This window comes from Candidatus Afararchaeum irisae, from assembly GCA_034190545.1.
In the GTDB taxonomy this organism is placed as follows: Archaea; Halobacteriota; Halobacteria; order Halobacteriales; family Afararchaeaceae; genus Afararchaeum; species Afararchaeum irisae.
Genome location: JAXIOF010000039.1, coordinates 1 through 20051 on the forward strand (window position 1 = coordinate 1; position 20051 = coordinate 20051).

Annotated in this window: 23 protein-coding genes; 11 read left to right on the forward strand and 12 right to left on the reverse strand. The window is 57.1% G+C overall.

Going from position 1 to position 20051, the window contains the following annotated elements; genetic code table 11:
* Positions 1-184, forward strand: a 184-nt coding sequence (locus SV253_05260; GenBank protein MDY6775470.1) for a hypothetical protein, incomplete at its 5' end; no start/stop codon positions are given.
* 3 nt (positions 185-187) lie between these two features.
* On the opposite strand, the gene ppcA is transcribed toward SV253_05260, so the two are convergent.
* Together ppcA and SV253_05270 are read right to left on the reverse strand one after the other, a co-directional pair.
* Positions 188-1684, reverse strand: a complete 1497-nt coding sequence (gene ppcA / locus SV253_05265) for a phosphoenolpyruvate carboxylase (GenBank protein MDY6775471.1) — start codon at positions 1682-1684, stop codon at positions 188-190.
* Positions 1685-1741: 57 nt separating this feature from the next.
* Complete coding sequence (locus SV253_05270) at positions 1742-2095, reverse strand: PadR family transcriptional regulator (protein MDY6775472.1); 354 nt, start codon at positions 2093-2095, stop codon at positions 1742-1744.
* 92 nt (positions 2096-2187) lie between these two features.
* On the opposite strand from SV253_05270, the gene SV253_05275 reads away from it, so the two are divergent.
* The 3 genes from SV253_05275 to meaB are packed head-to-tail and all read left to right on the forward strand — an operon-like array spanning position 2188 to position 5131.
* Complete coding sequence (locus SV253_05275; protein MDY6775473.1) at positions 2188-3567, forward strand: signal recognition particle protein Srp54; 1380 nt, start codon at positions 2188-2190, stop codon at positions 3565-3567.
* Between the two features lie 50 nt (positions 3568-3617).
* Positions 3618-4034 carry a cobalamin B12-binding domain-containing protein gene (locus SV253_05280; protein ID MDY6775474.1) on the forward strand — a complete coding sequence of 139 codons (417 nt, stop codon included), beginning with the start codon at positions 3618-3620 and terminating at the stop codon, positions 4032-4034.
* A complete protein-coding gene (meaB, locus tag SV253_05285) occupies positions 4031-5131 on the forward strand; it encodes a methylmalonyl Co-A mutase-associated GTPase MeaB (GenBank protein MDY6775475.1) in 1101 nt (366 codons plus the stop codon). The genes SV253_05280 and meaB overlap by 4 nt, the downstream gene beginning before the upstream one ends.
* A 42-nt stretch (positions 5132-5173) precedes the next feature.
* Here meaB and SV253_05290 read toward each other — a convergent pair whose 3' ends face one another.
* The 4 genes from SV253_05290 to SV253_05305 form a co-directional block, all read right to left on the reverse strand.
* Positions 5174-5938 (reverse strand): endonuclease V, encoded by a 765-nt coding sequence (locus SV253_05290; protein MDY6775476.1) that lies wholly within the window; start codon positions 5936-5938, stop codon positions 5174-5176.
* A gap of 37 nt (positions 5939-5975) precedes the next feature.
* The gene (locus SV253_05295) at positions 5976-6935 is read right to left on the reverse strand and encodes an NAD(P)/FAD-dependent oxidoreductase (GenBank protein ID MDY6775477.1); all 960 of its coding nucleotides are present in this window, start codon (positions 6933-6935) and stop codon (positions 5976-5978) included.
* A gap of 81 nt (positions 6936-7016) precedes the next feature.
* A complete protein-coding gene (locus tag SV253_05300) occupies positions 7017-7391 on the reverse strand; it encodes a Zn-ribbon domain-containing OB-fold protein (GenBank protein ID MDY6775478.1) in 375 nt (124 codons plus the stop codon).
* Between the two features lie 2 nt (positions 7392-7393).
* Positions 7394-8554 (reverse strand): thiolase domain-containing protein, encoded by a 1161-nt coding sequence (locus tag SV253_05305; protein MDY6775479.1) that lies wholly within the window; start codon positions 8552-8554, stop codon positions 7394-7396.
* Between the two features lie 163 nt (positions 8555-8717).
* On the opposite strand from SV253_05305, the gene SV253_05310 reads away from it, so the two are divergent.
* From SV253_05310 to nadC, 3 genes are all read left to right on the forward strand, one after another.
* The gene (locus SV253_05310) at positions 8718-9167 is read left to right on the forward strand and encodes a ferritin-like domain-containing protein (protein MDY6775480.1); all 450 of its coding nucleotides are present in this window, start codon (positions 8718-8720) and stop codon (positions 9165-9167) included.
* Positions 9168-9316: 149 nt separating this feature from the next.
* Complete coding sequence (gene dnaG, locus SV253_05315; GenBank protein MDY6775481.1) at positions 9317-10516, forward strand: DNA primase DnaG; 1200 nt, start codon at positions 9317-9319, stop codon at positions 10514-10516.
* Between the two features lie 2 nt (positions 10517-10518).
* Positions 10519-11334 (forward strand): carboxylating nicotinate-nucleotide diphosphorylase, encoded by an 816-nt coding sequence (gene nadC, locus SV253_05320; GenBank protein ID MDY6775482.1) that lies wholly within the window; start codon positions 10519-10521, stop codon positions 11332-11334.
* A gap of 43 nt (positions 11335-11377) precedes the next feature.
* Here nadC and SV253_05325 read toward each other — a convergent pair whose 3' ends face one another.
* Positions 11378-12172: a 2,3,4,5-tetrahydropyridine-2,6-dicarboxylate N-succinyltransferase gene (locus tag SV253_05325; protein MDY6775483.1), complete on the reverse strand. Its 795-nt coding sequence runs from the start codon at positions 12170-12172 to the stop codon at positions 11378-11380.
* A 95-nt stretch (positions 12173-12267) separates the two neighbouring features.
* Here SV253_05325 and rnhB point away from each other — a divergent pair, with 95 nt between their 5' ends.
* Together rnhB and SV253_05335 are read left to right on the forward strand one after the other, a co-directional pair.
* Positions 12268-12885 carry a ribonuclease HII gene (rnhB, locus tag SV253_05330; protein MDY6775484.1) on the forward strand — a complete coding sequence of 206 codons (618 nt, stop codon included), beginning with the start codon at positions 12268-12270 and terminating at the stop codon, positions 12883-12885.
* Between the two features lie 69 nt (positions 12886-12954).
* Entirely contained in the window at positions 12955-13575 is a 621-nt protein-coding gene (locus tag SV253_05335; GenBank protein ID MDY6775485.1) for a thioredoxin domain-containing protein, read from the forward strand.
* 1 nt (position 13576) lies between these two features.
* Here the strand turns inward: SV253_05335 and SV253_05340 are convergent, their stop codons facing one another.
* From SV253_05340 to SV253_05360, 5 genes are read right to left on the reverse strand one after another with little or no spacing between them, the layout of a single operon-like run.
* On the reverse strand, positions 13577-15046 hold the full coding sequence (locus SV253_05340) for a preprotein translocase subunit SecD (GenBank protein ID MDY6775486.1): 1470 nt from the start codon (positions 15044-15046) through the stop codon (positions 13577-13579).
* Positions 15046-15927 (reverse strand): protein translocase subunit SecF, encoded by an 882-nt coding sequence (locus tag SV253_05345; protein MDY6775487.1) that lies wholly within the window; start codon positions 15925-15927, stop codon positions 15046-15048. Before SV253_05345 ends, SV253_05340 begins: the two co-directional genes overlap by 1 nt.
* Positions 15928-15971: 44 nt before the next feature.
* On the reverse strand, positions 15972-16514 hold the full coding sequence (locus SV253_05350; protein ID MDY6775488.1) for a hypothetical protein: 543 nt from the start codon (positions 16512-16514) through the stop codon (positions 15972-15974).
* A 47-nt stretch (positions 16515-16561) separates the two neighbouring features.
* Positions 16562-17353: a DUF63 family protein gene (locus SV253_05355; GenBank protein ID MDY6775489.1), complete on the reverse strand. Its 792-nt coding sequence runs from the start codon at positions 17351-17353 to the stop codon at positions 16562-16564.
* 3 nt (positions 17354-17356) lie between these two features.
* On the reverse strand, positions 17357-18421 hold the full coding sequence (locus tag SV253_05360; protein MDY6775490.1) for an NMD3-related protein: 1065 nt from the start codon (positions 18419-18421) through the stop codon (positions 17357-17359).
* A 128-nt stretch (positions 18422-18549) separates the two neighbouring features.
* Between SV253_05360 and htpX the strand changes: the two genes are divergently transcribed.
* Positions 18550-19422 (forward strand): zinc metalloprotease HtpX, encoded by an 873-nt coding sequence (gene htpX, locus SV253_05365; protein MDY6775491.1) that lies wholly within the window; start codon positions 18550-18552, stop codon positions 19420-19422.
* A 3-nt stretch (positions 19423-19425) separates the two neighbouring features.
* Complete coding sequence (locus SV253_05370; GenBank protein ID MDY6775492.1) at positions 19426-20019, forward strand: hypothetical protein; 594 nt, start codon at positions 19426-19428, stop codon at positions 20017-20019.
* Positions 20020-20051 lie beyond the last annotated feature (32 nt).

Consider the following 20051-nt stretch of genomic DNA (forward strand, 5'->3'; position numbering starts at 1 on the left):
AACCTCCGCCCTCAACGAAGTCTCCCAAAACGCCTCCCAGCTCTCTGACAGAGCCGAGAGCCTGAGGTCACTGATGGACGACTTCGAGCTACGTGACGAGACATCGGGCTCGGAGACAGTGTCCGAGACAGAGGGTACGGAGTTCGGCAGCGACGTCGCCGCCGACGGAGGAGAAGGCTCTTAATCTTTAGCCTAGGAACTTCCTCTGCCACGCCGCTCTCTGAACACCCGACCTGACTGCTTCTGTGTCCTCCCTTCCGAGTGCTTCTATTACCTCAGTTGTCGCCTCCTCGTGGTGTCTGTCTCTGACTACGTCTACGAGGTCGAGGGCTTTCTCGACTTTCCCGTCGTCTATCGGTACGACTTCGAGAGACCTCGGATTATAGAAACGGACGGCGTCTCTGAGGTCGTCGTAGAAGGTCGGATAGACTGTCTCTATGAAGTCGAGGTCGTCGGCTTCGAGTGCCGACAGCCCCATCGTTTCGGGTGGAAAGCCTATGCTGTAGAGCGACGCAGTGTAACTGATAGCACGTGGCAGTGACTCCTCGCCGACCTCACGTGAGTAGCCGAAGAGTCCGACGTGGAGCTTTCTCGAACGTCTGTCGGGGACGTACTTAGCCATACGGTTGACGACCGGTGCGATCCTCTCGACCTGGGACGAGTACTCGTCAGCGACCCTGTCTACTATGTCGAGTGCCCTGTCCTCGTCGAAACGTTCGGATCTCTCGACCTGGGTAGAACGGAGCGACTCGATGCCGTCTCTGACATCCTCGACGGGATAGTCGTACTTGAAAGCCGACTGGACTGTGAAGGTACGTACCTCGGGGTAGACCTCAGTGACAGTCTCAGTGTTGGTAGGCTTGAGATTGCCTCGGAACGGAGCGGAGCCTACACCGAGTATGGGATGTACCTCGACATCTATCTCATCGGCTGTGTCGTAGAGACGCTGGAGGGCGACCTTGTTTATGAGGACGGCGGAGAGCGACCCGTAGTTGAGAGCGGGGTCTGACCGCGCGAGGAAGACGCGCTGGGACTCTATATCTTTGTCGGCGGCGTACTCACGGAGTATCTCGTGAGCGTCGAGCATATGTTGTCTGTCCTCTATCAGAGGTATGACGTCGATCTCACGCGGACGGAACTCTCCGACCCAGTCACGTAGAGTCTTGTCGTCCCAGACAGTCCTTTCCTCCTTTCCGACGACGAACTTCTCGTAGTAAGAACGGACTGTGTTGATCTGGTCGGCGGAGGTCGTCATGGGTATTATGACCTCGAATATGGGTGCGGTACCGTGGCTCTGTTCGTCGGTACCTTTCTCGGAGTAGAATGTCTCGGCGGCGTCGTAAGACCGGGGTATGCTTTCGAGTATCTCCAGGAGTATCTTAGCCTCCGACTCCTCGACGTCGGGGTTGGGTCCACGTACCGTGAGACGGACATCGCCTCCTATCCGCGTCTCGGAGAAGAACTGTTCGTACCTCGACAGTAGCTTCTTGACGGCGTACTCGTCTCCTTCCTTTCCCTCGAAGTCCCACATCTGTTCGTCACAGCCGAGATGTGAGTAGACGTAGTAGGCTTCCTGTATCTCGTCCTCGTCTTCGAGGACATCGCCCTCTGAGAAGAAAGGCGAGGTGGCGTTGTCGGGGTGCTGTGTACTCATCACGCGCGGAACGTCGGGGTTCGGAGCCATAGGGAAGATAGACCGCGGTCCTACGTAAATATGGGGTAGGGGTTCAGGCGTCAGACATTAGGCGTCGTGTGTCTCGACCTCGGCTTCGACCTCTATTCCGTCGGGGAGAAGAGAGTCGACGTCGTCGAGGTTACCGTCTCCTCTTACGTACCTCTCTATCTCCCATCTCATCTCGTCAGCGAGTCTCTCGGCACCCTTCTCGGTAAGCTCGTACTCGTTGGTTCTCTTGTCGAGTTCGTTCTTACGTAGGTAGCCGAGTTCGACGAGTTCGTCGAGGTTGGGATATAGACGTCCGTGGTTGACTTCGTCACCGTAGTAGTTCTCAAGTTCGCGTTTTATAGCCAGACCGTACATACTCTCCTCGGCGAGAACCTGGACTATCTTCCTCTGAAACGCCGTGAGGTCACGCATACGGTTAACAAGTAAAAGTCAAGTATTTAACTTTTTACCCAGATACGGGGGTACCATAAGCCATTTAGAGTTTCGAGACCTACTTCTCTTAAATGGTTCTTGACAGTCTGGGTTCATCTCTACAGGACGCTCTTGAGAAGCTCGCGGGGAAGTCACGGATAGACGAGGAGGCTGTCGACGAGGTCGTGAAGGACATACAGCGTGCTCTTCTCCAGGCGGACGTCGACGTCGATCTCGTGATGGATCTCAGCGACTCGGTTCGTGAGAGGTCTCTCAACGAGGAGCCCGCTCCCGGAACGAGTCCGAGGGAACACGTCCTACACGTAGTCTACGAGGAGATGGTCGAGGTCATAGGTGACGAGACGGAGGTGCCTCTTGACGACCAGGTCATAATGCTGTCGGGTCTTCAGGGATCGGGTAAGACGACAACGTCGGCGAAGATAGCGAACTGGTTCTCACGTAAGGGTCTCCAGTCGGCGATAGTTCAGACCGACACATTCCGTCCGGGTGCTTACGAACAGTCGAAACAGATGGCGGACGAGGCGGACGTGCCCTTCTATGGCGACCCCGACTCCGAAGATCCCGTCGAGATAGCGCGCGAGGGTCTCGACGAGTTCGAGAACAGGGACGTCGTTATAGTCGACACATCGGGTAGACATTCGCTCGAGGAGAGCCTCATAAACGAGATAGAGGAGATAGAGGAGGTCGTCGATCCCGACCTCAACCTACTCGTACTCGACGCCTCGATAGGACAGGGAGCGAAGGATCAGGCGACTGCTTTCGAGGAAGCTGTAGGAATAGACGGAGTCGTAATCACTAAGCTCGACGGTACTGCGAAGGGTGGAGGTGCTCTGAGCGCGGTCAACCAGACCGACTCGTCGATAGCCTTCATAGGCACGGGGGAGACCGTGAGCGACATAGAGAGATTCGACCCCGACGGCTTCATATCACGTCTCCTCGGAATGGGAGACATACGTGCCCTCGCCGAGCGCGTCGAGGAGGCGATGGCGGAGTCAGAAGAGGAGGGCGAGGAGGAACTCGATCCCGAGGCTATACTCCAGGGCGACCTCACGCTCGAAGATGTCTACAAGCAGATGGAGGCGATGAACAAGATGGGACCGATGGATCAGGTTCTCGATATGATACCCGGAATGGGTGGAATGGGAGGCATGGGCGGTCTCACCGATGAGATGCCCGACGACTTCGCCGAGACGACACAGCAGAAGATGGACGCCTACAAGACGATAATGGACTCGATGACCGACGACGAGCTTCAGAACCCGAGTAATATAGGCTCGTCGGAGATTGAGAGGATAGCGCGCGGCTCGGGTACGAGCGAGGACGACGTGAGGGAGCTTCTCAAGTACCACAAGACGATGAAGAGGACTGTCAACCAGATGCAGGGCGGTGGAGGCGACCTCGGACGTATGATGAAGAAGTTCGGAGGCGACATGAGCGGGAATTTCCCGTGATCTTTCGTTAAACTCAAGAAGGACTCAAAAATACTCACAGTAAGATCACGATGAGTGAACAGCAGACAGAGCGCAAGATAAGATGTTTGATCGCAAAGGCGGGCTTAGACGGACACGACAGAGGAGCACATGTAATAGCACGTGCGTTCCGTGACGCGGGATTCGAGGTCATATACACGGGACTCCACAACACCCCCGACGAGATAATACAGGCGGCTGTTCAGGAGGACGTCGACGTCGTAGGTATCTCTATCCTGAGCGGAGCCCACAACACAGTGGTTCCGAAGATCATCAACGGTCTCAAGGAGTACGACGCCTTCGAGGACACTCTAGTCATAGTCGGCGGCACAATACCCGAGGAAGACGAGAAGAACCTCAAGGAGGAGGGCGTCGACGCCGTCTTCGGTCCCGGAGCTGACACGAGCAATACCATAGAGTTCGTCCGGGAGAACGCACCAGAGAGATGAGCGAAGAGTCCACGGACAAGGGAGAGTTCGACGAGCTCGTCGACGGCGTCTTAGACGGTAAGTACAGGTCTCTCGCGCGTCTCATCACCCACATAGAGAACCAGCGTGAGGGATACAGAGACGCCATAAAGAGACTCCATCAGCACACGGGAGACGCCCACGTCATAGGAGTCACGGGATCGCCCGGAGCGGGTAAGTCGACACTCGTCGACAAGATGGTCGAGGAGTACCGCGAACAGGGCAAGACGGTCGGAGTGATCGCTGTCGATCCGTCGTCGCCTTACACGGGAGGCTCCCTCTTAGGCGACAGAATACGTCTCCAGGCGGGGTCGGGTGACATGGACGTCTTCTTTAGGTCGATGAGTTCGAGGGGTGCCCTCGGAGGACTCTCAAGCGCGACGACCGACGCCATAAAGGCTCTCGACGCCTTCGGAAAGGACGTCATAATAGTCGAGACGGTCGGAGCGGGTCAGAACGAGGTCGAGATCGTCCGTACTGCCGACAGCGTCCTCGTCCTGCTTATGCCGTCAGGAGGAGACGACATACAGATGATAAAGGCGGGTATACTCGAGATAGGAGACATATTCGTCGTCAACAAGGCTGACCTCGAAGGCGCGGACAGGACAGTGATGGAGGTCAAGAGGATGATAGAGATGCGTGAGGATCCCACAGCGGGCGTTCCGACGGGTCACCACGGTCCGAGCGCGATGAACAACGACGACGACATAGGCGACGAGGACGCCTACGAGGACGACTGGAAGCCCGAGGTCACCAAGACGATCGCTGAGAGAGGCGACGGAGTCACTGACCTCCTTGGAATAGTGAGTGACCACAGGGAGTACCTCATAGAGTCAGGAGAGATGAAGGAGAGGGAGTTCAAGAGGTACTCGTCGGAGATACACAGCCTCTTAGAGGACAGCCTGAGGAAGATAGCTGAGAAGGAGATCGAGAAGGCAGGCGGTATAGACGCGCTCGCCGAGGAGGTCGTCGAGAGGGAATCCGACCCCTACACGACGACTGAGAGGATGCTCGAGCCGATCACCGACTGCATAGACGAGAACGAGAACGAGAACGAGAACGGGACAGAAGACGAGTAGTTGTAGTTCGATCCGGTCTTTGTCTGTCGTATCTACTCTATTTTATTTCACAGTATCGGCGTACGAGTCGGCTATACGTGTCGGCTCGGGAAGCTTGTAGCCCTCACACGTAGACTCGACGAGGTCGACCGCAGTCTCGGCAGTTACTCTGTGACCCGGGCTGACATAAAGCGGGTTGACGTGTCTGTTCGACGACTCGAACTGCCTCGACTGGTAGGCGTAGCCTATGACGGTTCCGTCAGGAGCCTCGACGGAAGAGTCGGCGACTACACCGAGACGGCTTCCCTCGTCCAGAGGCGTCGCGTCCCAGTCTTCGCCGTCAGGGGTCACGACCCTACCACACAGTAAGTTCTTGGCGACTCCTACCGAAGGCACGTCGAAGACTACGCCTATATGTGTCGCGATGCCTGCCTGTCGGAAATGTATACGTCCGCTTCCGTCGAAGAGGAGTATGTCAGGAGTCACCGAGAGCTTCTTCAGAGCCTCGACTACCGCCTCGCCCTCGCGGAACGAGAGGAGACCGGGTATGTACTCCGTACGTGTCTCAGCAGATGCGTGGACTCTCTCTGTCACCTCGCCTCGTCTCGTAGCCACGGCTGCGCTCACAGCCTCCTCTTTTCCTTCTTCTTTTCTCCGGAACGACTGATCGACTCCCGCGATCACGGCGTCACCCTCCTCAACCTCACCGGGATCGGTAGGGAGACAGTCGTCGAAGACCGCCTCCGAGGCGACCTTCCGCTGTAACTCCTCCATCTCGTCGCGCGAGAGGGTAGGGTCGGGATATAAGTCGGCTCTCTCTATACGCATCTAAATCTAAATCTAAATCTGAATCTAAGTCTCAATCTCAGTCGTCGTCCTCGCCGTCGGACTTCTTCCTGTAGTCGACGTAGTCAGTTCCCCGGAGCTCCTCAAGTAGGTTGATTGCGGCGTCGGTGCCTTCGCCGACCGAGACAGTGACCTGTCTGTTCCCTCCGGTGACATCGCCCGCGGCATAGAGCCTGTCGACTGTCGTGCTCTGGTCGGGGTTGACCTGAAGGTAGGGTCCTTCTGTAGGTATTCCGAGCGTCTCGGCGAGGTCAGTTCCCCCCGCCGCCCCGAGAGCGACGAAGAGACCATCGAGTTCGAGTGTCTCTCCCGACTCGAAGACGACACCTTCGAGGCTTTCGTCGCCTTCGACCCTGTCGATCTTGTCATTGATCACCTCGACACTATTCTCCGAGAGTCTCCGCTCAAGCTCGTCATCTGCGTCGAACTCGTTTCCGTTCGTGAGTACGCGGACATCGTCGGTGTAATCGAGAAGCATCAGTGCCTCCTTAGCCGCGTAGTTCTCCGATCCCACGACTCCAACGGGCCGGTCGCGGTAGAAGTAGGCGTCACACTCGACACAGTACGAGACTCCCTGTCCCTCATAGTCGTCAACACCTCGTATAGCGGGCGACTTGTAGGAGGCTCCGGTCGCGAGTATTAGACCGCGCGACTCGTACTCGTTGTCGGAGGTCTCGACTACGAAGTTATAGTCGTCGGAGTCGTCTTTTTCTTTCTGAGAGACAGAGACGTGGACAACCTCCTCGTGTCGTATCTCAGCACCGTACTTCGTGGCGTGTTCCTCGCCGAGTGAGACTATCTTCTCGCCGCTGATCCCATCAGGGAATCCATAGAAGTTCTCCATCCAGTCGACACCGCGTGTGGTTCCATCGCCCTTATCGATCACGAGAGTCTCCTGTTCAGCTCGCGCGGTATAGACTGCGGCACTCAGACCCGCGGGTCCGCCTCCGATGATTATTACGTCTTTTGTCTCGGTCATTCCGAGTAAGTATAAGACGTGTCCGAGAAAAGTGTACCGCCGATATAAGACTAGACGGGAGAGATGTCGAGAGTTACCCGACTAAGCCGCGGTGAATGTTATGACGCGGTCGGCTTCGTCGTGTTCCTCGGCTCCGACCTCCACCTCGTCGCCTATCTGAATCTCGTCTCCGTCAGCGTCTCTGAGCTGTCCGGTGAGACGCAGGTCGACGTCATCGAACTCGGCGACTACGACCGTAAACGGCGCGTCGCCCTGGAACATAGGCGTCGGAACATGTATCTGGGTGAAGGTCGCGACCTCGCCCGTCTTCGGAAGCTCCTTCTCGATCACGTGGCGCGACCCGCAGTCGGGACACGCCTTCCTCGGCGGGAGACCCGTTCCGCCGCAGTCCTCACACTCGAGGTATATAGGATCGCCCATCTCAACCATGTCGACGAACTCAGTATACGATGGCATTCTCAGTCCCTCCTGAATATATGTACGGCTGCGCTCGCGACGCTACCACCCGCGTTGTGTGTCAGACCCACCTCGGCGTCTTCCACCTGGTTGGGATGGCGTCCTTCGAGCTGTTTGGTGATGTCGACGACCTGTGCGACTCCGGTGGCTCCGACGGGATGTCCCTTCGCCTTGAGTCCGCCCGAGGTGTTGACGGGAATACGTCCGTCGACGTGTGTCTCGCCCTCGCGCGCGCCCTTCGCGCCCTCTCCTCTCTCGTAGAAGCCGAGCGACTCTATCGCGATTATCTCCGCGATAGTGAAACAGTCGTGAACCTCACAGACATCTACGTCGTCGGGCTCTATTCCCGCCTGTTCGTACGCCTGGTCTGCGGCGATCTCGGCGGCGGGAGTCCTCGATATAGTCGCCCTGTCCTGGAGTGCTATCGCGTCGCTAGAGTGTCCGCTCGCCTCGACAGTGACCTCGGCGTCTATGTCGTTCTCCTTCGCGAACTCCTCGCTGACTATCACGGCGGCACTCGCTCCGTCGGTTATGGGACACGCGTCGTAGAGTCCGAGCGGAGTAGCTATCGTACGCGCGTCGACAACATCGTCGATATCGATCTCCTGGTGGTACTGGGCGATAGGGTTGTTGAGGGCGTTCTTGTGGTTCTTGACAGCGACCTCGGCGAGATCCTCCTTCGTGGTGCCGAACTCCTCCATATGTCTCCTCGCCATCAGAGCATAGAGTCCGGGGAAGGTCAGACCCGTCTGAACCTCGTACTTGTCGTCGGCTGCGACTGCGAGACCGTCTGTAGCCTTCGCAGTGCCGAGTGTGTGCATCGTCTCGGAGCCTCCGACGACTACTGCGTCGTAGAAGCCTCCGGCGACCGCCTTGTACGCCTGAGTGAAGGCGACCCCCGCCGACGCACACGCGCTCTCTATACGTATCGACGCGGCGTCGCGCGCGCCGATGTAGTCCGACATCAGAGGACCCATATGTCCCTGGTGCTCCGAGAACTCGCCGATGAAGTTCGAGAAGTAGACTGCGTCGAGGTCACCCGGCGTAATTCCGGCGTCGTCTACCGCGTCGAGAGCCGCCTCGCTGAAGAGCTCCCGCGCCGACGAGTCGACGTGCTTTCCGAAGTCGGTGCTCGAAACCCCCGCAACCTTAGTTGTCGTCAGATCCTGCGTTTCGTCTGTCAGTTCTGATACCTTTGTTCCCATCTGATCACTCCGATTAAGTTACTTATCGGTGTCTTGAGAAGGTACTTTAGAATAATTAAACCTTAGGAATTCGACGCGAGCCGCCAAAGTACTAAGAGGAAGTAGCGTGTACCTCCGAGACATGACGAACCAAGAGGTCGTCGACCTACTCAAGAAGGCGTATGAGGACGAGATCGAGACAGTGATGAACTACCTCGCCAACTCGATAATACTCGACGGCGTGAGCGCCGAGGAGATAAAGGAGTCACTCAACGCCGACATACAGGAGGAGCTGAACCACGCCGAGATGTTAGGAAGACGTCTCAAGGAGCTAGATGAACGTCCGCCCGCGTCGTATGACTTCGAGGCTCGACAGGAGTCCATGCAGCCTCCCGAGGACTCGACCGACGTCGTGTCGGTAATAGACGGCGTCATAGACGCCGAGAAAGACGCCATAGAGACATACAGGTCGATAATAGAGAAGGCTGACGAGGCGAACGACCCCGTTACTGAAGACCTCGCCGTACAGCTTCTCACCGACGAGGAGTCACACCACGCCGAGTTCAAGAGCTTCCGTAAGGAGTTCGAGTAGTAGTCGTACCATAGACCGTCGTTTCGCGTAACTGAGACACCTGAGACTTTTCTTCGCTCTCCTGACTCCAGTAACAAGCTTAATGTACTGACGAGGCTGTATCTCTACGCGTAACCTAAACACGTTCATTCGGTTTAAGGAGGTCAAAAATGCAGAACTCAGACACAGTCAAGTACTTCATACACGCGAATCTGACAGCAGACGGCGTTGTCGAGAGATCGGACGTCGTGGGAGCGATATTCGGACAGACAGAGGGTCTCTTGGGCGACGAACTAGACCTGCGCGACCTACAGAGGTCGAGTAAGATAAGCAGGATGGAGGTCAACGTCGAGAGCAAGAACGGTCAGTCATACGGCACGATCACCCTCGGAAGTAGCCTCGACAAGGTCAAGACGGCTATACTCGCGGCGTCCCTCGAGACGATAGAACGGATAGGACCGTGTACCGCCGAGATCGAGGTCGAGATGGTCGAGGACATCCGCGCCGCGAAGAGGAAACAGATTGTCGAGAGGTCGAAGTACATACTCACAGAGCTCTTCGACGAGGGCGGCATAGACACCGAGGAGATAATAGACGAGGTCAGGAAGGCGGTCAGAACCGAGGGGATACAGAGATACGCCGGGCTCCCCGCGGGACCCAACGTCGAGAAGAGCGACGCCGTCCTGATAGTCGAGGGACGCGCCGACGTACTCAACCTACTCAAGTACGGCATCAAGAACGCGATAGGAGTTGAGGGTACGAATATACCCGACGAGATAGTGCGTCTCTCGGAGGAGAAGACCGTGACGGCGTTCCTCGACTCCGACAGGGGCGGCGACCTCATACTCAAGGAACTCGATCAGGTCGGAGACGTCGACTACGTCGCACATCCACCTGAAGGTAAATGTGTCGAGGACATGTCACACGACGAGATACGTGAGTCACTCAGAAACAAGGTTCCTCTTGAACTCGCGGTCGACTCCGAGGAGGAGAACCGAAGTTACGACTCGGAAGGGAGCTGTAAGACAGAGACTGCGGAGGGGTCAGACGAGCGAGAGTCGGAGTCCGAGTCGGAGACTGACGGAGAGAGTCCACTTAGGGACAGGATAGAAGCCGTGAAGGGCAACGGCAAGAGCCTTCTCCTCGACTCGGAGTTCGACGAGGTCGAGGAGGTTGACTCGGAGGCACTCGGCGAGAAGCTCGACGAGACGAACGGCGAGGTCGAGAACGTCGTAGTAGACGGCGAGATTACACAGGCGACACTCGACTCGGCGAGCCTAAACGGAGTCGAGACCGTCGCAGGAGAGGAGATTGGACACGTCGTCAAGAAGCCCCTCGATGTCAACGTCGTGACCGAAGCAGAGCTGTAACAATGTTAGACGACAGACTCCGTGAGTTCCTAGACGAGGACTCGACGGGATGGAGAGACGTGAGTAGCTCGGTCGTCAGGGGCGACGCGCGCGCAAGAGTGGTGACGAAAGAAGACGGCGTCGTGGCGGGCTTAGACGAGGCTTCGAGGCTGTTGGGTCTCTTAGACTCAGACTCCGGAGTGGAGGTCGAGACGCGGTTCGAGGACGGTGAGGAGATAGAGGAGGGCGACACCGTCCTCGAAGCCGAGGGCGACGCCACGTCTCTACTAAGAGGAGAACGTCCGTGTCTGAATATACTCGGGAGCATGAGCGGTATCGCTACCGTGACAGCCGACTGTGTCGAGAAGGCGGGCGAAGTTACCGTCGCGGCGACACGTAAGACGACGCCGGGTTACAGGAGTTTCGAGAAGAAGGCGGTACGCGTCGGCGGCGGAGATCCACACAGGTACAGCTTAGACGACGTAGTGATGCTCAAGGAGAACCACATAGAGTTAGAGGGACTCGAAACCGCCTTCGAGAGAGCGAGAGACACAAAGAGCTTTACCTCGAAGATAGAGGTCGAAGCCGAGACTGTCGAGACCGCGGTAGAAGCCGCCGAACTCGGTGCCGACATCGTCCTACTCGACAATATGTCGCCGTCGGAGGTCGAGAGCTGCGTAGACGAACTCGGAGATTACGACGTCGTAGTAGAGGCGTCGGGCGGTATAACGCCCGAGAACGTCGGCGAGTACGCCGGTACGGGAGTCGACGTCGTCTCTATGGGGAGCCTGATACACTCGTCCGACTGGCTCGACTACAGTATGAGAATCGAGAAGTAGAGTGAAGTGGAGTAGAGTAGAGTAGAGTAGTCAGCCGAGTCCCTTAATCCCTGAGAGCGTCTTCCTTCTCGGTCTTTTCGAGTGTGTCGTCTTCGAGCGACGTAGCGACTGCGGCGGGCTTGTAGAACTCCTCTCCGAATCCCTCGACAGACGACTTGACGTGTCTCTGCATCACGCGTCTCTCGGCGGGAACCTCTCCGTAGACTACCTCGTCCTCCACAAGGTCGTAGACCGGAATCGAGGGGTTGAGAAGAGTGTTCTCGGCTATCACGGAGTCCTCGCCGACGACGAAGCCGCTGGTTATACGTGCTCCCGCGCCTATCGAGACGCCGTCTTCGACTACGACGGGGGCGTCCTCTACGGGTTCGAGGACTCCACCGATAAGTGTGTTAGCACCTATCTTGACGTTGTCGCCTATCTGTGCACACGACCCCACGGTGTCGCACGAGTCGACGAGGGTTCCGTCACCGACGTGTGCGCCGACGTTGACGAAGCTCGGCGACATCATTATGACAGAGTCGCCGACGTAGGCACCGTCCCTCACTACTGTACCGTCGGGGGTGTTTCTCGTGCCCTTTTCGAGGAACTCCGAGGTGTCCTTTAGCTCGAACTTGTCGTGGTAGGTGACGTCGCCGTACTCCAACTCCCTGTTGTCGCGCTCCGAGAAGTTGAGGAGTATGCCCTTCTTGACCCACTCGTTGGCGACCCAGTCGCCGTCGACCTTCTCCGCCGCTCTAACCTCACCGGAGTTTAGGGCGTCCAGGAAGTCGTCGAGTAGGTCGGTGTCGGCTTCGTCTTCGTCCCACGCCTCGTTGATATCTGATTCGAGTGTCGACATACAGGGACTGGGTGTCGGAGAGGTATATTAGTTGTTTTTGGCGGTTGCGATCCGACCTCGGCAGATATATTACGTCCGACGACGAGCCAAGTAACGTGATAGGAGTCGACGAGGCAGGCAAGGGACCCGTCTTGGGTAGTATGTTCGTCGCCGGAGTCAGGACGCCCGGAGACGGTCTCGACTTCGAGGTTCGTGACTCTAAGAAGCTCTCAGAACCGAGGAGGCGCGAGATATACAGTAGGCTGACCGAGTACGACTACTCCGTAGTCGAGGTAACGCCTCAGAAGATAGACGAGTACGTCGACGAAGGAGGTATGAACCGTCTCGTCGTCAAGGCACAGTCGGAGGCTGTACGTCGCTTAGACCCCGACGACGGAGAGGAGATAGTCGTCGACGCGAGCGACACGTCGGCGGAGAGGTTCGGGAGACGTGTCTCAGAGGAAACAGGCTACGAAGTCACAGCAGAACACGGCGCGGACGAGAGCTACGACGCCGTCGCGGGAGCGTCTGTTATAGCGAAGGTAGAACGCGACTCACACGTCGAGAGTCTCGGGGAGGTCGGAAGCGGCTATCCGTCGGACTCTAAGACAGTCGAGTACCTGAGGGAGTACGTCGAGGAGAACCGTGGTCTTCCGGGTTTCGCGCGTGAGTCTTGGAGCACAGCCGAACGTATACTCGACGAGGCGAAGCAGTCGGGGATAGACGACTTCTGACGGAGTCGGAAGAAGAAAGTACGTCACAGCGTCAGTCTTATGGCTTCGGGTCTTATATACACGTCTAATATGAATATGGAGATCAACAGGGGAATGTCGAGACGTGGCTTCTTAGTCTCGTCGTTAGCCGTAGCTTCGACAGCCGGATGTCTGGGTGCTGGGGGGAACAGTCAAGCCTCGGGACCGAGTCAGGTAGACGGTGAACCTACTAAGGGCGACGAGGACGCGCCGGTGACCGTCGTCGAGTACTTCGACTTCTCGTGTTCCCACTGCCGCAGCTTCCACGAAGAGACTATGCCGGCACTCGAAAGTCGGTACATAGAGACGGGCGATGTGAAGTTCGTCCACCGCAACTTTCCCGTGCCTGTCGACGACTGGTCACAGACGACCGCGATAGCAGGCGAGGCGGTCTATGTACTCGGAGGCGACGACGCCTACTGGGAGTACGTCGACAGGATCTTCGCACGTCAGGGGAATATGTCGATGGAGTACATAGAGACTGCGGCGGACGAGGTGGGTGTCGACGGCTCGGAGGTCAGATCCGCAGTAGAAAGCGAGGAGTATCTACCCGAGGTCAACGCCGACAGGAAGAGCGGCGAGGAGAGAGGCGTATCGGGGACACCTGCCGTATTCGTCAACGGAGAACAGGTGAAAGAAGGACTCGCATCGGCGATAGAGTCGGAGATGTAGTTTATTTCTCGGTTACGAGAACTCGGAGTATAGATCCGTACGCGGGTCGGGTTATGAGAATCCCTATGAGGACTCCGACTATCGTGACTATGGCGAATCCCGTGAGTCTTCCGAGTCCAAGGAAGGCAAGCGGGAGCATCGCTCCGATAGTCGTCGCCGCAGCCATTCCTATTATGATGAAGGCTTTCTTTATACGTTTCTTGTAGAGGTTCGAGCTACTCACTCCGCCCTCGTGGAGAACCTCGTCGGTGATTATGACGAGGTCGTCGACTCCCGTGCCTATGACGGCTATGAGCCCGGCTATGTGTGAGAGATCGAGGCTGAGACCGAATCCAGCGGCAAATCCGAGGAGGGCAACGACCTCGGCAAGTCCCGTGAGAGCCATTGGAACTGCTACACGTAGGTCTCTGTACCTCCAGTAGATAGTGGCTCCGACTACTATTACGGCGAAGATGCCTATGAGGAGCGAGTAGGTCTTGAACCGCGATCCCTGAGAGGCACTTATAGAGGTCGACGAAGCTATCTCGACCTGTGTCGGAAGAGCACCCGACCTGAGCGAGACACTGACTCTCTGTGCCTGCTGTTCGGTCATACCGGTGACCTGGAGACCGCCTCCCTGCCATCTCCCCGACTCTATGTCAGACGCGAGCGTCGGGTTGAGGGGTCCTCTGAAGACCTCGTCGTCGTTGAAGTACATCACGAGTGGATGCGCGCTGGGGTTAGTCGTGGCGTTGACATCAATTACAGTACTTCTGAACTGTTCAACGCCCGAGTCGGTGAGGCTGAAAGCGACGCTGTAGGTGTCGCCTCCCTGCTGTGACGGACGGGGTCTCGAAACACTTCCCCTCTCGACTGCGTCTCCGAAGAGGACATGTCTCGTCTGGTTGCCCTGTTCGACGACCCTTATCTCGAACCGTCCCTGCTGGGCGATTATAGACGAGGCGTTCTCCTGTATTCCGGGAAGCTCGACGACTATGAAGTTCTGGTTGGTTATGGGGTTCGACTGCTGGAAGACACGCACACCCGAGAGCTGTCCGACCTGTGGCGTGTTCTCTATACGTGTCTGTAACGAGTTACGTAGCTCCTCAAGGGTTGCGGGCGTAACCCCTTCGTCTATCGACTCAACCGTCAAGCCGTGGGATTCGAGGGCTGTACGTATCTCGGCGTCGGTCGCGTTTCCTCTTATCTCGACTATTCCGTCGTTCGAGTAGACCTTCGTACGTACACCGAGGCTCTGTGTGAGTTCGGACTGTAGCTCCGCGGGGTCCGTGTCTCCGAGTCCCGAGACCTGAGCCGTGGTTCCGACGGGCTCAAGCTGCATACGTGTTCCTCCGTCGAGCTGGAGTCCGAACTTGAGTGAGGTCGTGCCCTCAGTATCACCCGTGGGAGCTATCGCAACGACCGATAGAACCATCACGACTATGAGGAGGACGACCCTCCAGTCCTTCAGAAGTCCCTTTAGATCCGACATCACGCACCACCTCTCGAATTCGACGCCTTACCTCTCCTGTCGACTACCTCCCATCTCAGTAGGCTGACGTTCATCATGTAGGTATTGATTATGTCGACTCCGAGTCCGACGAAGAGTATCACTCCTATGTCACGCAGGACGAATATTGACGCGAGATGTGAGACGACAGCCATAGCGAACATCGCCGCCATCGACGTCGTCGTCATGGTTATACCCGTCTCCATAGCCTTCTCGACGTTTTCGTGGAACTCACTTCTCCTTCCCTTGAGGACGCTCCGTGTGAGAAGTATGTCGGAGTCTATGCTGTATCCTATGAGTAGGAGGAGAGCGGGTATCGTCGCGAGAGACAGGTCGATTCCGAGGAGATTCATCACGCCTATCGGAACCACCATGTCGCTGAAAGCACTCAGGACGACAGCGAGAGATGGTACGACTGTCCTGAAGAAGGCGAATATTATGATACTCATCACGGCGAACGCAAAGACAACAGCGCTGATTCCCTGTGTCTGTAACGAAGCGCCGTAGGTCGGACTTATCTGGCTGACTGAGTTGTCGGCGTAGCTCGAAGCTACGTTCCTGAGCTGACTCATCTCGTCTTCAGACAACGGCTGGTAAGACAGTATGTATCCCGTACGTGTCGACTGAACCGACTCGGGTGTAGCCACCGACGAGAAGTCGGATCGAACCTGATCCATCGGTGCGTCCGTCGTGACCTGTACCGTCACGCCTCCGGTGAACTCCTGTCCGAGATGTGCTGGGGTTCCCGTGAGAGCCATAGTCGCACCTATGATTACGAAGGTGGCGAGGAGTATCCCCGCGGGAACCGCAAGGAGTTGGCGGTTTGTGTAGTCGGTGTAGTCGACGTTCTCGACACTAAACATCGGATACAAGAAGTGGCGAGAATTAAGTTAAGGCTTCTTATTTGTCAGAGAGAGATATGATCGACATCGTCGGAGTCGTCATCGGAGTCGTCGTCCGGCGGAGTCGGCGACGGAGACTGATGAGAGCCGGTCTCGAAGGGCTGTGTCTCAGGCTTGGGCTGTGACTCGGTTCCGCTTCCTCTTCCAGTGTTCTCCATTCCGAGCATCTCACCCGCGTCTGGACTGATACCGACGTTTACCTCCTCGTCGACACTGTCGGAGACTACCTGTACGTTCTGAGCGAGTACCTCAAGTATGTCATCGAGGTTGACGTAGGCGTAGTACTGCCCATCGTCGTTCTCCATAGTAAGCTGTGTGTCTGTCACAACGGGCTGACCGTTCTCCATGAATGCGACGTTTACAGGGAGGTCGCCCCCTTCATCTTCCTCGCCGAGCATCGTCACAGTCACCTCGTCTATACCTATGACCTCACCGTGTCTTTCGAGGACATCCGCGAGTTCGACCATGTCATACGTCACGGCGTTCTTGGTCTCGTCGTCGTGTTCCCCCGTGTAACACCCCTCACAGACCTGAAGATCGATGCGCATACCCGATCTTCGTGTTTCGAGTCCTTCGGTATTTCGGTCTCACACAGTCACGCCGGAGAGACAGTGAAAAAGAGTATGTTGTGTATGCCGGGTCCGAGACCGAGCGCGGCGACGACAGCGAGTATTAGTCTTCCCTCAGAGGGTCTCTCGTCGACATACTCGGTGAAGCCGACTACGACACCGACGGCGACTGCGACCTTGAGTAATACGAAGAGCCACGTCCCTCCAAACGAGGGTGTTAGATGGTAGCCGATCCCTATTACTACACGTGAGAGGGGGGTCTCCTCGTTGAATCCGAGGAGGTCGATTCCGACAGCCGTCGAGACACCGTCTAAGACGTGACCGAGGACGACGGCGAGACCCACGTATCCCGTCGTCTCGGCTGCGTCGGGCTGGAGACGTGAAATCCCGAGCCAGACGCCGGCTGTCAGAGCCGCTGTGGCTACGACGCCCGCGAGAGGAGCGGCTGTATGTACAGTGTCACGTAGGAGGTAGAGTGAGGAAATCGCGGGGGCTATAACGAGAAGACCGACCCCACCGAGTACTGTGTCGGATCTGTCGTAACGCAGCGAGAGTAACCAGACTGCCGCCGCCGCGACGAAGGTCGTGAGGTAGACAGCGGGGGTGCCAAACAGGGGCTCTACCGACGGGGGGAAGACCTCGACCCTGTGACCGACACGGAGTACGCCGCCGAGCCCTACCCAAGGCAGGAGTCCGACGACTGTCGACGTTTCGACAGTTGGCTTCGTGCGTAAGAGGAAGTAGACCGCGAGGGCTACTCCTAAGACGAGAGGTATCAGGTAATCGACCGGCGGGAGACGGAATCCGTGAGGGAGCATTAACTAAGGTAACAGGAATACGCCCTCTTCGGTCGTAACAGCTTCGACTTCGTCTCCGGGCTCACGCACGAAGTCGGGCTTGCGGAGTGTGACAGTCTCGTAGGTCTCGGGGTCGAGAACCCGTATCTCGTCGTCGGTGTCGTCTACTACGACCGTCTCCGACGAGTCGTCGGTGTCGCCTATCTTCTCGGCGTCGTCGAAAGAAGACGTTCTTATCTCGTCTCCGGTTTCGAGGTCGAGTGCCTTCTCTACGTCTCCCTTACCGGTTGCGTTGTGTGTCACTAATACGGGACGTTGACGGTCTTCACCGGACTCGGAGAGTAGAAGAAGGTCTCCTTCCCTGAACTCAGGGAGACGCACCGAGTAGGTAACGCGGTATAGCTCGTCGCCGTCCTTCTCGCCGACGAGTGTAGCCGAGTCGGAGTAAGAGCCCCCGAACTCCTCGACTGTCTGTCGTGCGGTCTGGAGACCCGCCTTGTTGGTACTCAGATAGATGTCGATCCCGTCGTCTACGTCCTTAACATCGGTCACGAATGTATCACGGTCGTCTAAGTCGTCTCCCGCGATCCCGTAAGCTATCTCCTTAGCCGTGTGTAACTCGTCGTCTGTCGGGAGACGGTTCTCGCCACGTATCTGGACTATGCTCTCGTAGTAGCCTCCTGAGATACGCGCACACGTCGGACACGTCTCACGCGATACGTTGACCGAGGTCTTGAACTCCTCGTGTACGGGATAGCCGCGGACTTCAGCCGAGAAGGAGACGTAGATATGGTAGACGTCGGGGTCAACCCTCTCGGCACTTAGGTCGACGCGCGGAGTCTCCGCCTCAACGTGTGCCCGAAGAGAGCTCTGGAGCCTCTCGACGGCGAGTTCGTGCTCCTCGGAGACGTCGCCCTCCTCGGACGTCCAGTCGCCGTCGTCGACGAAGGAGCCGCAGACAGAACAGACCCGAAGTTCGAGGTTCTCTGGAGCCTCGACGGGGTCGACCGAGTCGGCATAGCACGCGTCACACAGAAGTTCGTCGGGGTCGGTCTCTTCCCCGCACTCGGGACAGAAAGCCGAAGACATACTCCAGAGTAAGCCGTGGTCGAATTTAAGCGTGGCGACGTTTCGCGGAGACGACTCTCATACGGCGCCGAGTCTCACGGTCAGCTCCGGTTAGACTTATGCCTTTAGACGACGTATCCCCGTCAAAGATGGACTGGAAAACAGACTGGAGTCTCAGACTGAGGATGCTCTTCACGATGGGGCTCCTCGGTATACTCTACCTCGTCTTCATAGGCGTACTCGCCGCAAACGGCGTGGGATTCGTGGGTATCACCGTGGTGATGGGTCTCTTCATGCTGGGACAGTACTTCTACAGCGACAAGATCGCCCTCTACGGAGCGGGTGCTACGAAGGTCGAGAGGGAAGAAGCACCCGAGCTTCACGAGATGGTAGACCGTCTGTCACAGCAGGCGGACGTTCCTAAGCCCGATGTCGCTGTGATCGACTCAAAGGTTCCGAACGCCTTCGCTACGGGACGGTCGCCGAAGCACTCGACCGTAGCCGTCACCACGGGTCTGATGAACACGCTCGACTCCGACGAGATAAATGGAGTCCTCGCACACGAACTCTCACACGTCAAGAACAGAGACGTCGCAGTGATGACGATTGCGTCGTTCATATCCACACTCGCGTTCATGGTCGTGAGATGGTCACCGTTCATGGCGATGGGACGTGACAACAGGCAGAACGGCGGCGGTATCATGGTCGCACTCGTGGCGTCGGTCGTCGTCTGGATCGTGAGCACGCTTCTCCTGAGGGCTCTCTCACGTTACCGTGAGTTCGCCGCCGACAGGGGAGCCGCGAGAATAACAGGGTCTCCGTCGGCACTCGCGAGTGCTCTGATGAAGATAGACGGACGTATGGACAGGGTGCCAGAGAGAGACCTGAGACAGGAGGAGAGTTCGATGAACGCCTTCTACATAATCCCGGTGAAGACGGGAATAATCTCACGTCTCCTCAGCACACATCCGCCGACAGAAAAGAGGATAGAACGGCTCAGGGAACTCGAGTCCCAGATGTAAAGAATGTCTCTGTTCAGCAGACTCCGTAACGTAGTCGACACAGCACTCGGTGAGGGCGTCTCTAACGAGGCAGACCCCGAGGATCTCTTCGAGATATCTACGGCACATCTAACACTCGAAGCCGAGGGATACGGGTCGAACTCGCAGGCTGCGTTGTGTTTCAACACAGTAGACTCGGCGGAGTTCGACAGTCTCGTAGAAGAGATACGGGATCTTCTCGAAGTCTCGGAGGACGAGACGGGGACTACACACGAGACGGTCGAGGACTCGTATGGCTACACGTGGATCACAGTCGAGGACGACGACTTCGAGGATCTCGTGACTGCGGTACATATGGCGACCGACACTATTGTCGAGAGAGGCTACTCGGAGCATCTCCTGTGTGGGGTCTTCGGCTTCACGGGGAGAGATGGCGAGGATATCTACTGGATATACAGCTTCAACACGGGAAGCTGGTACCCGTTCGCTCCCGAGGACGAGAGATCGAAGGAACGTGACACAGCAGCCGAGTTCAGTGTCACGACTGTCGTCGAAGGCGAGATGGAGATCGAGGACGACGAGACTCAGTGGTACCCCGTCTGGGGAGTGCCTTTCTGAGACTCTAAGCTGAGGAGACAACACACTACAAA

What these genes read in the sequence shown, in the direction of transcription:
- nadC (MDY6775482.1), top strand. Translation starts at nt 10,519, where the DNA reads ATGTTAGACGACAGACTCCGTGAGTTCCTAGACGAGGACTCGACGGGA.
- SV253_05325 (MDY6775483.1), bottom strand. Translation starts at nt 12,172, where the DNA reads ATGTCGACACTCGAATCAGATATCAACGAGGCGTGGGACGAAGACGAA.
- SV253_05280 (MDY6775474.1), top strand. Translation starts at nt 3,618, where the DNA reads ATGAGTGAACAGCAGACAGAGCGCAAGATAAGATGTTTGATCGCAAAG.
- SV253_05370 (MDY6775492.1), top strand. Translation starts at nt 19,426, where the DNA reads ATGTCTCTGTTCAGCAGACTCCGTAACGTAGTCGACACAGCACTCGGT.
- SV253_05300 (MDY6775478.1), bottom strand. Translation starts at nt 7,391, where the DNA reads ATGCCATCGTATACTGAGTTCGTCGACATGGTTGAGATGGGCGATCCT.
- SV253_05345 (MDY6775487.1), bottom strand. Translation starts at nt 15,927, where the DNA reads ATGTTTAGTGTCGAGAACGTCGACTACACCGACTACACAAACCGCCAA.
- SV253_05290 (MDY6775476.1), bottom strand. Translation starts at nt 5,938, where the DNA reads ATGCGTATAGAGAGAGCCGACTTATATCCCGACCCTACCCTCTCGCGC.
- SV253_05270 (MDY6775472.1), bottom strand. Translation starts at nt 2,095, where the DNA reads ATGCGTGACCTCACGGCGTTTCAGAGGAAGATAGTCCAGGTTCTCGCC.
- SV253_05335 (MDY6775485.1), top strand. Translation starts at nt 12,955, where the DNA reads ATGAATATGGAGATCAACAGGGGAATGTCGAGACGTGGCTTCTTAGTC.
- SV253_05350 (MDY6775488.1), bottom strand. Translation starts at nt 16,514, where the DNA reads ATGCGCATCGATCTTCAGGTCTGTGAGGGGTGTTACACGGGGGAACAC.
- htpX (MDY6775491.1), top strand. Translation starts at nt 18,550, where the DNA reads ATGGACTGGAAAACAGACTGGAGTCTCAGACTGAGGATGCTCTTCACG.
- SV253_05360 (MDY6775490.1), bottom strand. Translation starts at nt 18,421, where the DNA reads ATGTCTTCGGCTTTCTGTCCCGAGTGCGGGGAAGAGACCGACCCCGAC.
- meaB (MDY6775475.1), top strand. Translation starts at nt 4,031, where the DNA reads ATGAGCGAAGAGTCCACGGACAAGGGAGAGTTCGACGAGCTCGTCGAC.
- ppcA (MDY6775471.1), bottom strand. Translation starts at nt 1,684, where the DNA reads ATGGCTCCGAACCCCGACGTTCCGCGCGTGATGAGTACACAGCACCCC.
- SV253_05340 (MDY6775486.1), bottom strand. Translation starts at nt 15,046, where the DNA reads ATGTCGGATCTAAAGGGACTTCTGAAGGACTGGAGGGTCGTCCTCCTC.
- dnaG (MDY6775481.1), top strand. Translation starts at nt 9,317, where the DNA reads ATGCAGAACTCAGACACAGTCAAGTACTTCATACACGCGAATCTGACA.
- SV253_05295 (MDY6775477.1), bottom strand. Translation starts at nt 6,935, where the DNA reads ATGACCGAGACAAAAGACGTAATAATCATCGGAGGCGGACCCGCGGGT.
- SV253_05310 (MDY6775480.1), top strand. Translation starts at nt 8,718, where the DNA reads ATGACGAACCAAGAGGTCGTCGACCTACTCAAGAAGGCGTATGAGGAC.
- SV253_05275 (MDY6775473.1), top strand. Translation starts at nt 2,188, where the DNA reads ATGGTTCTTGACAGTCTGGGTTCATCTCTACAGGACGCTCTTGAGAAG.
- SV253_05355 (MDY6775489.1), bottom strand. Translation starts at nt 17,353, where the DNA reads ATGCTCCCTCACGGATTCCGTCTCCCGCCGGTCGATTACCTGATACCT.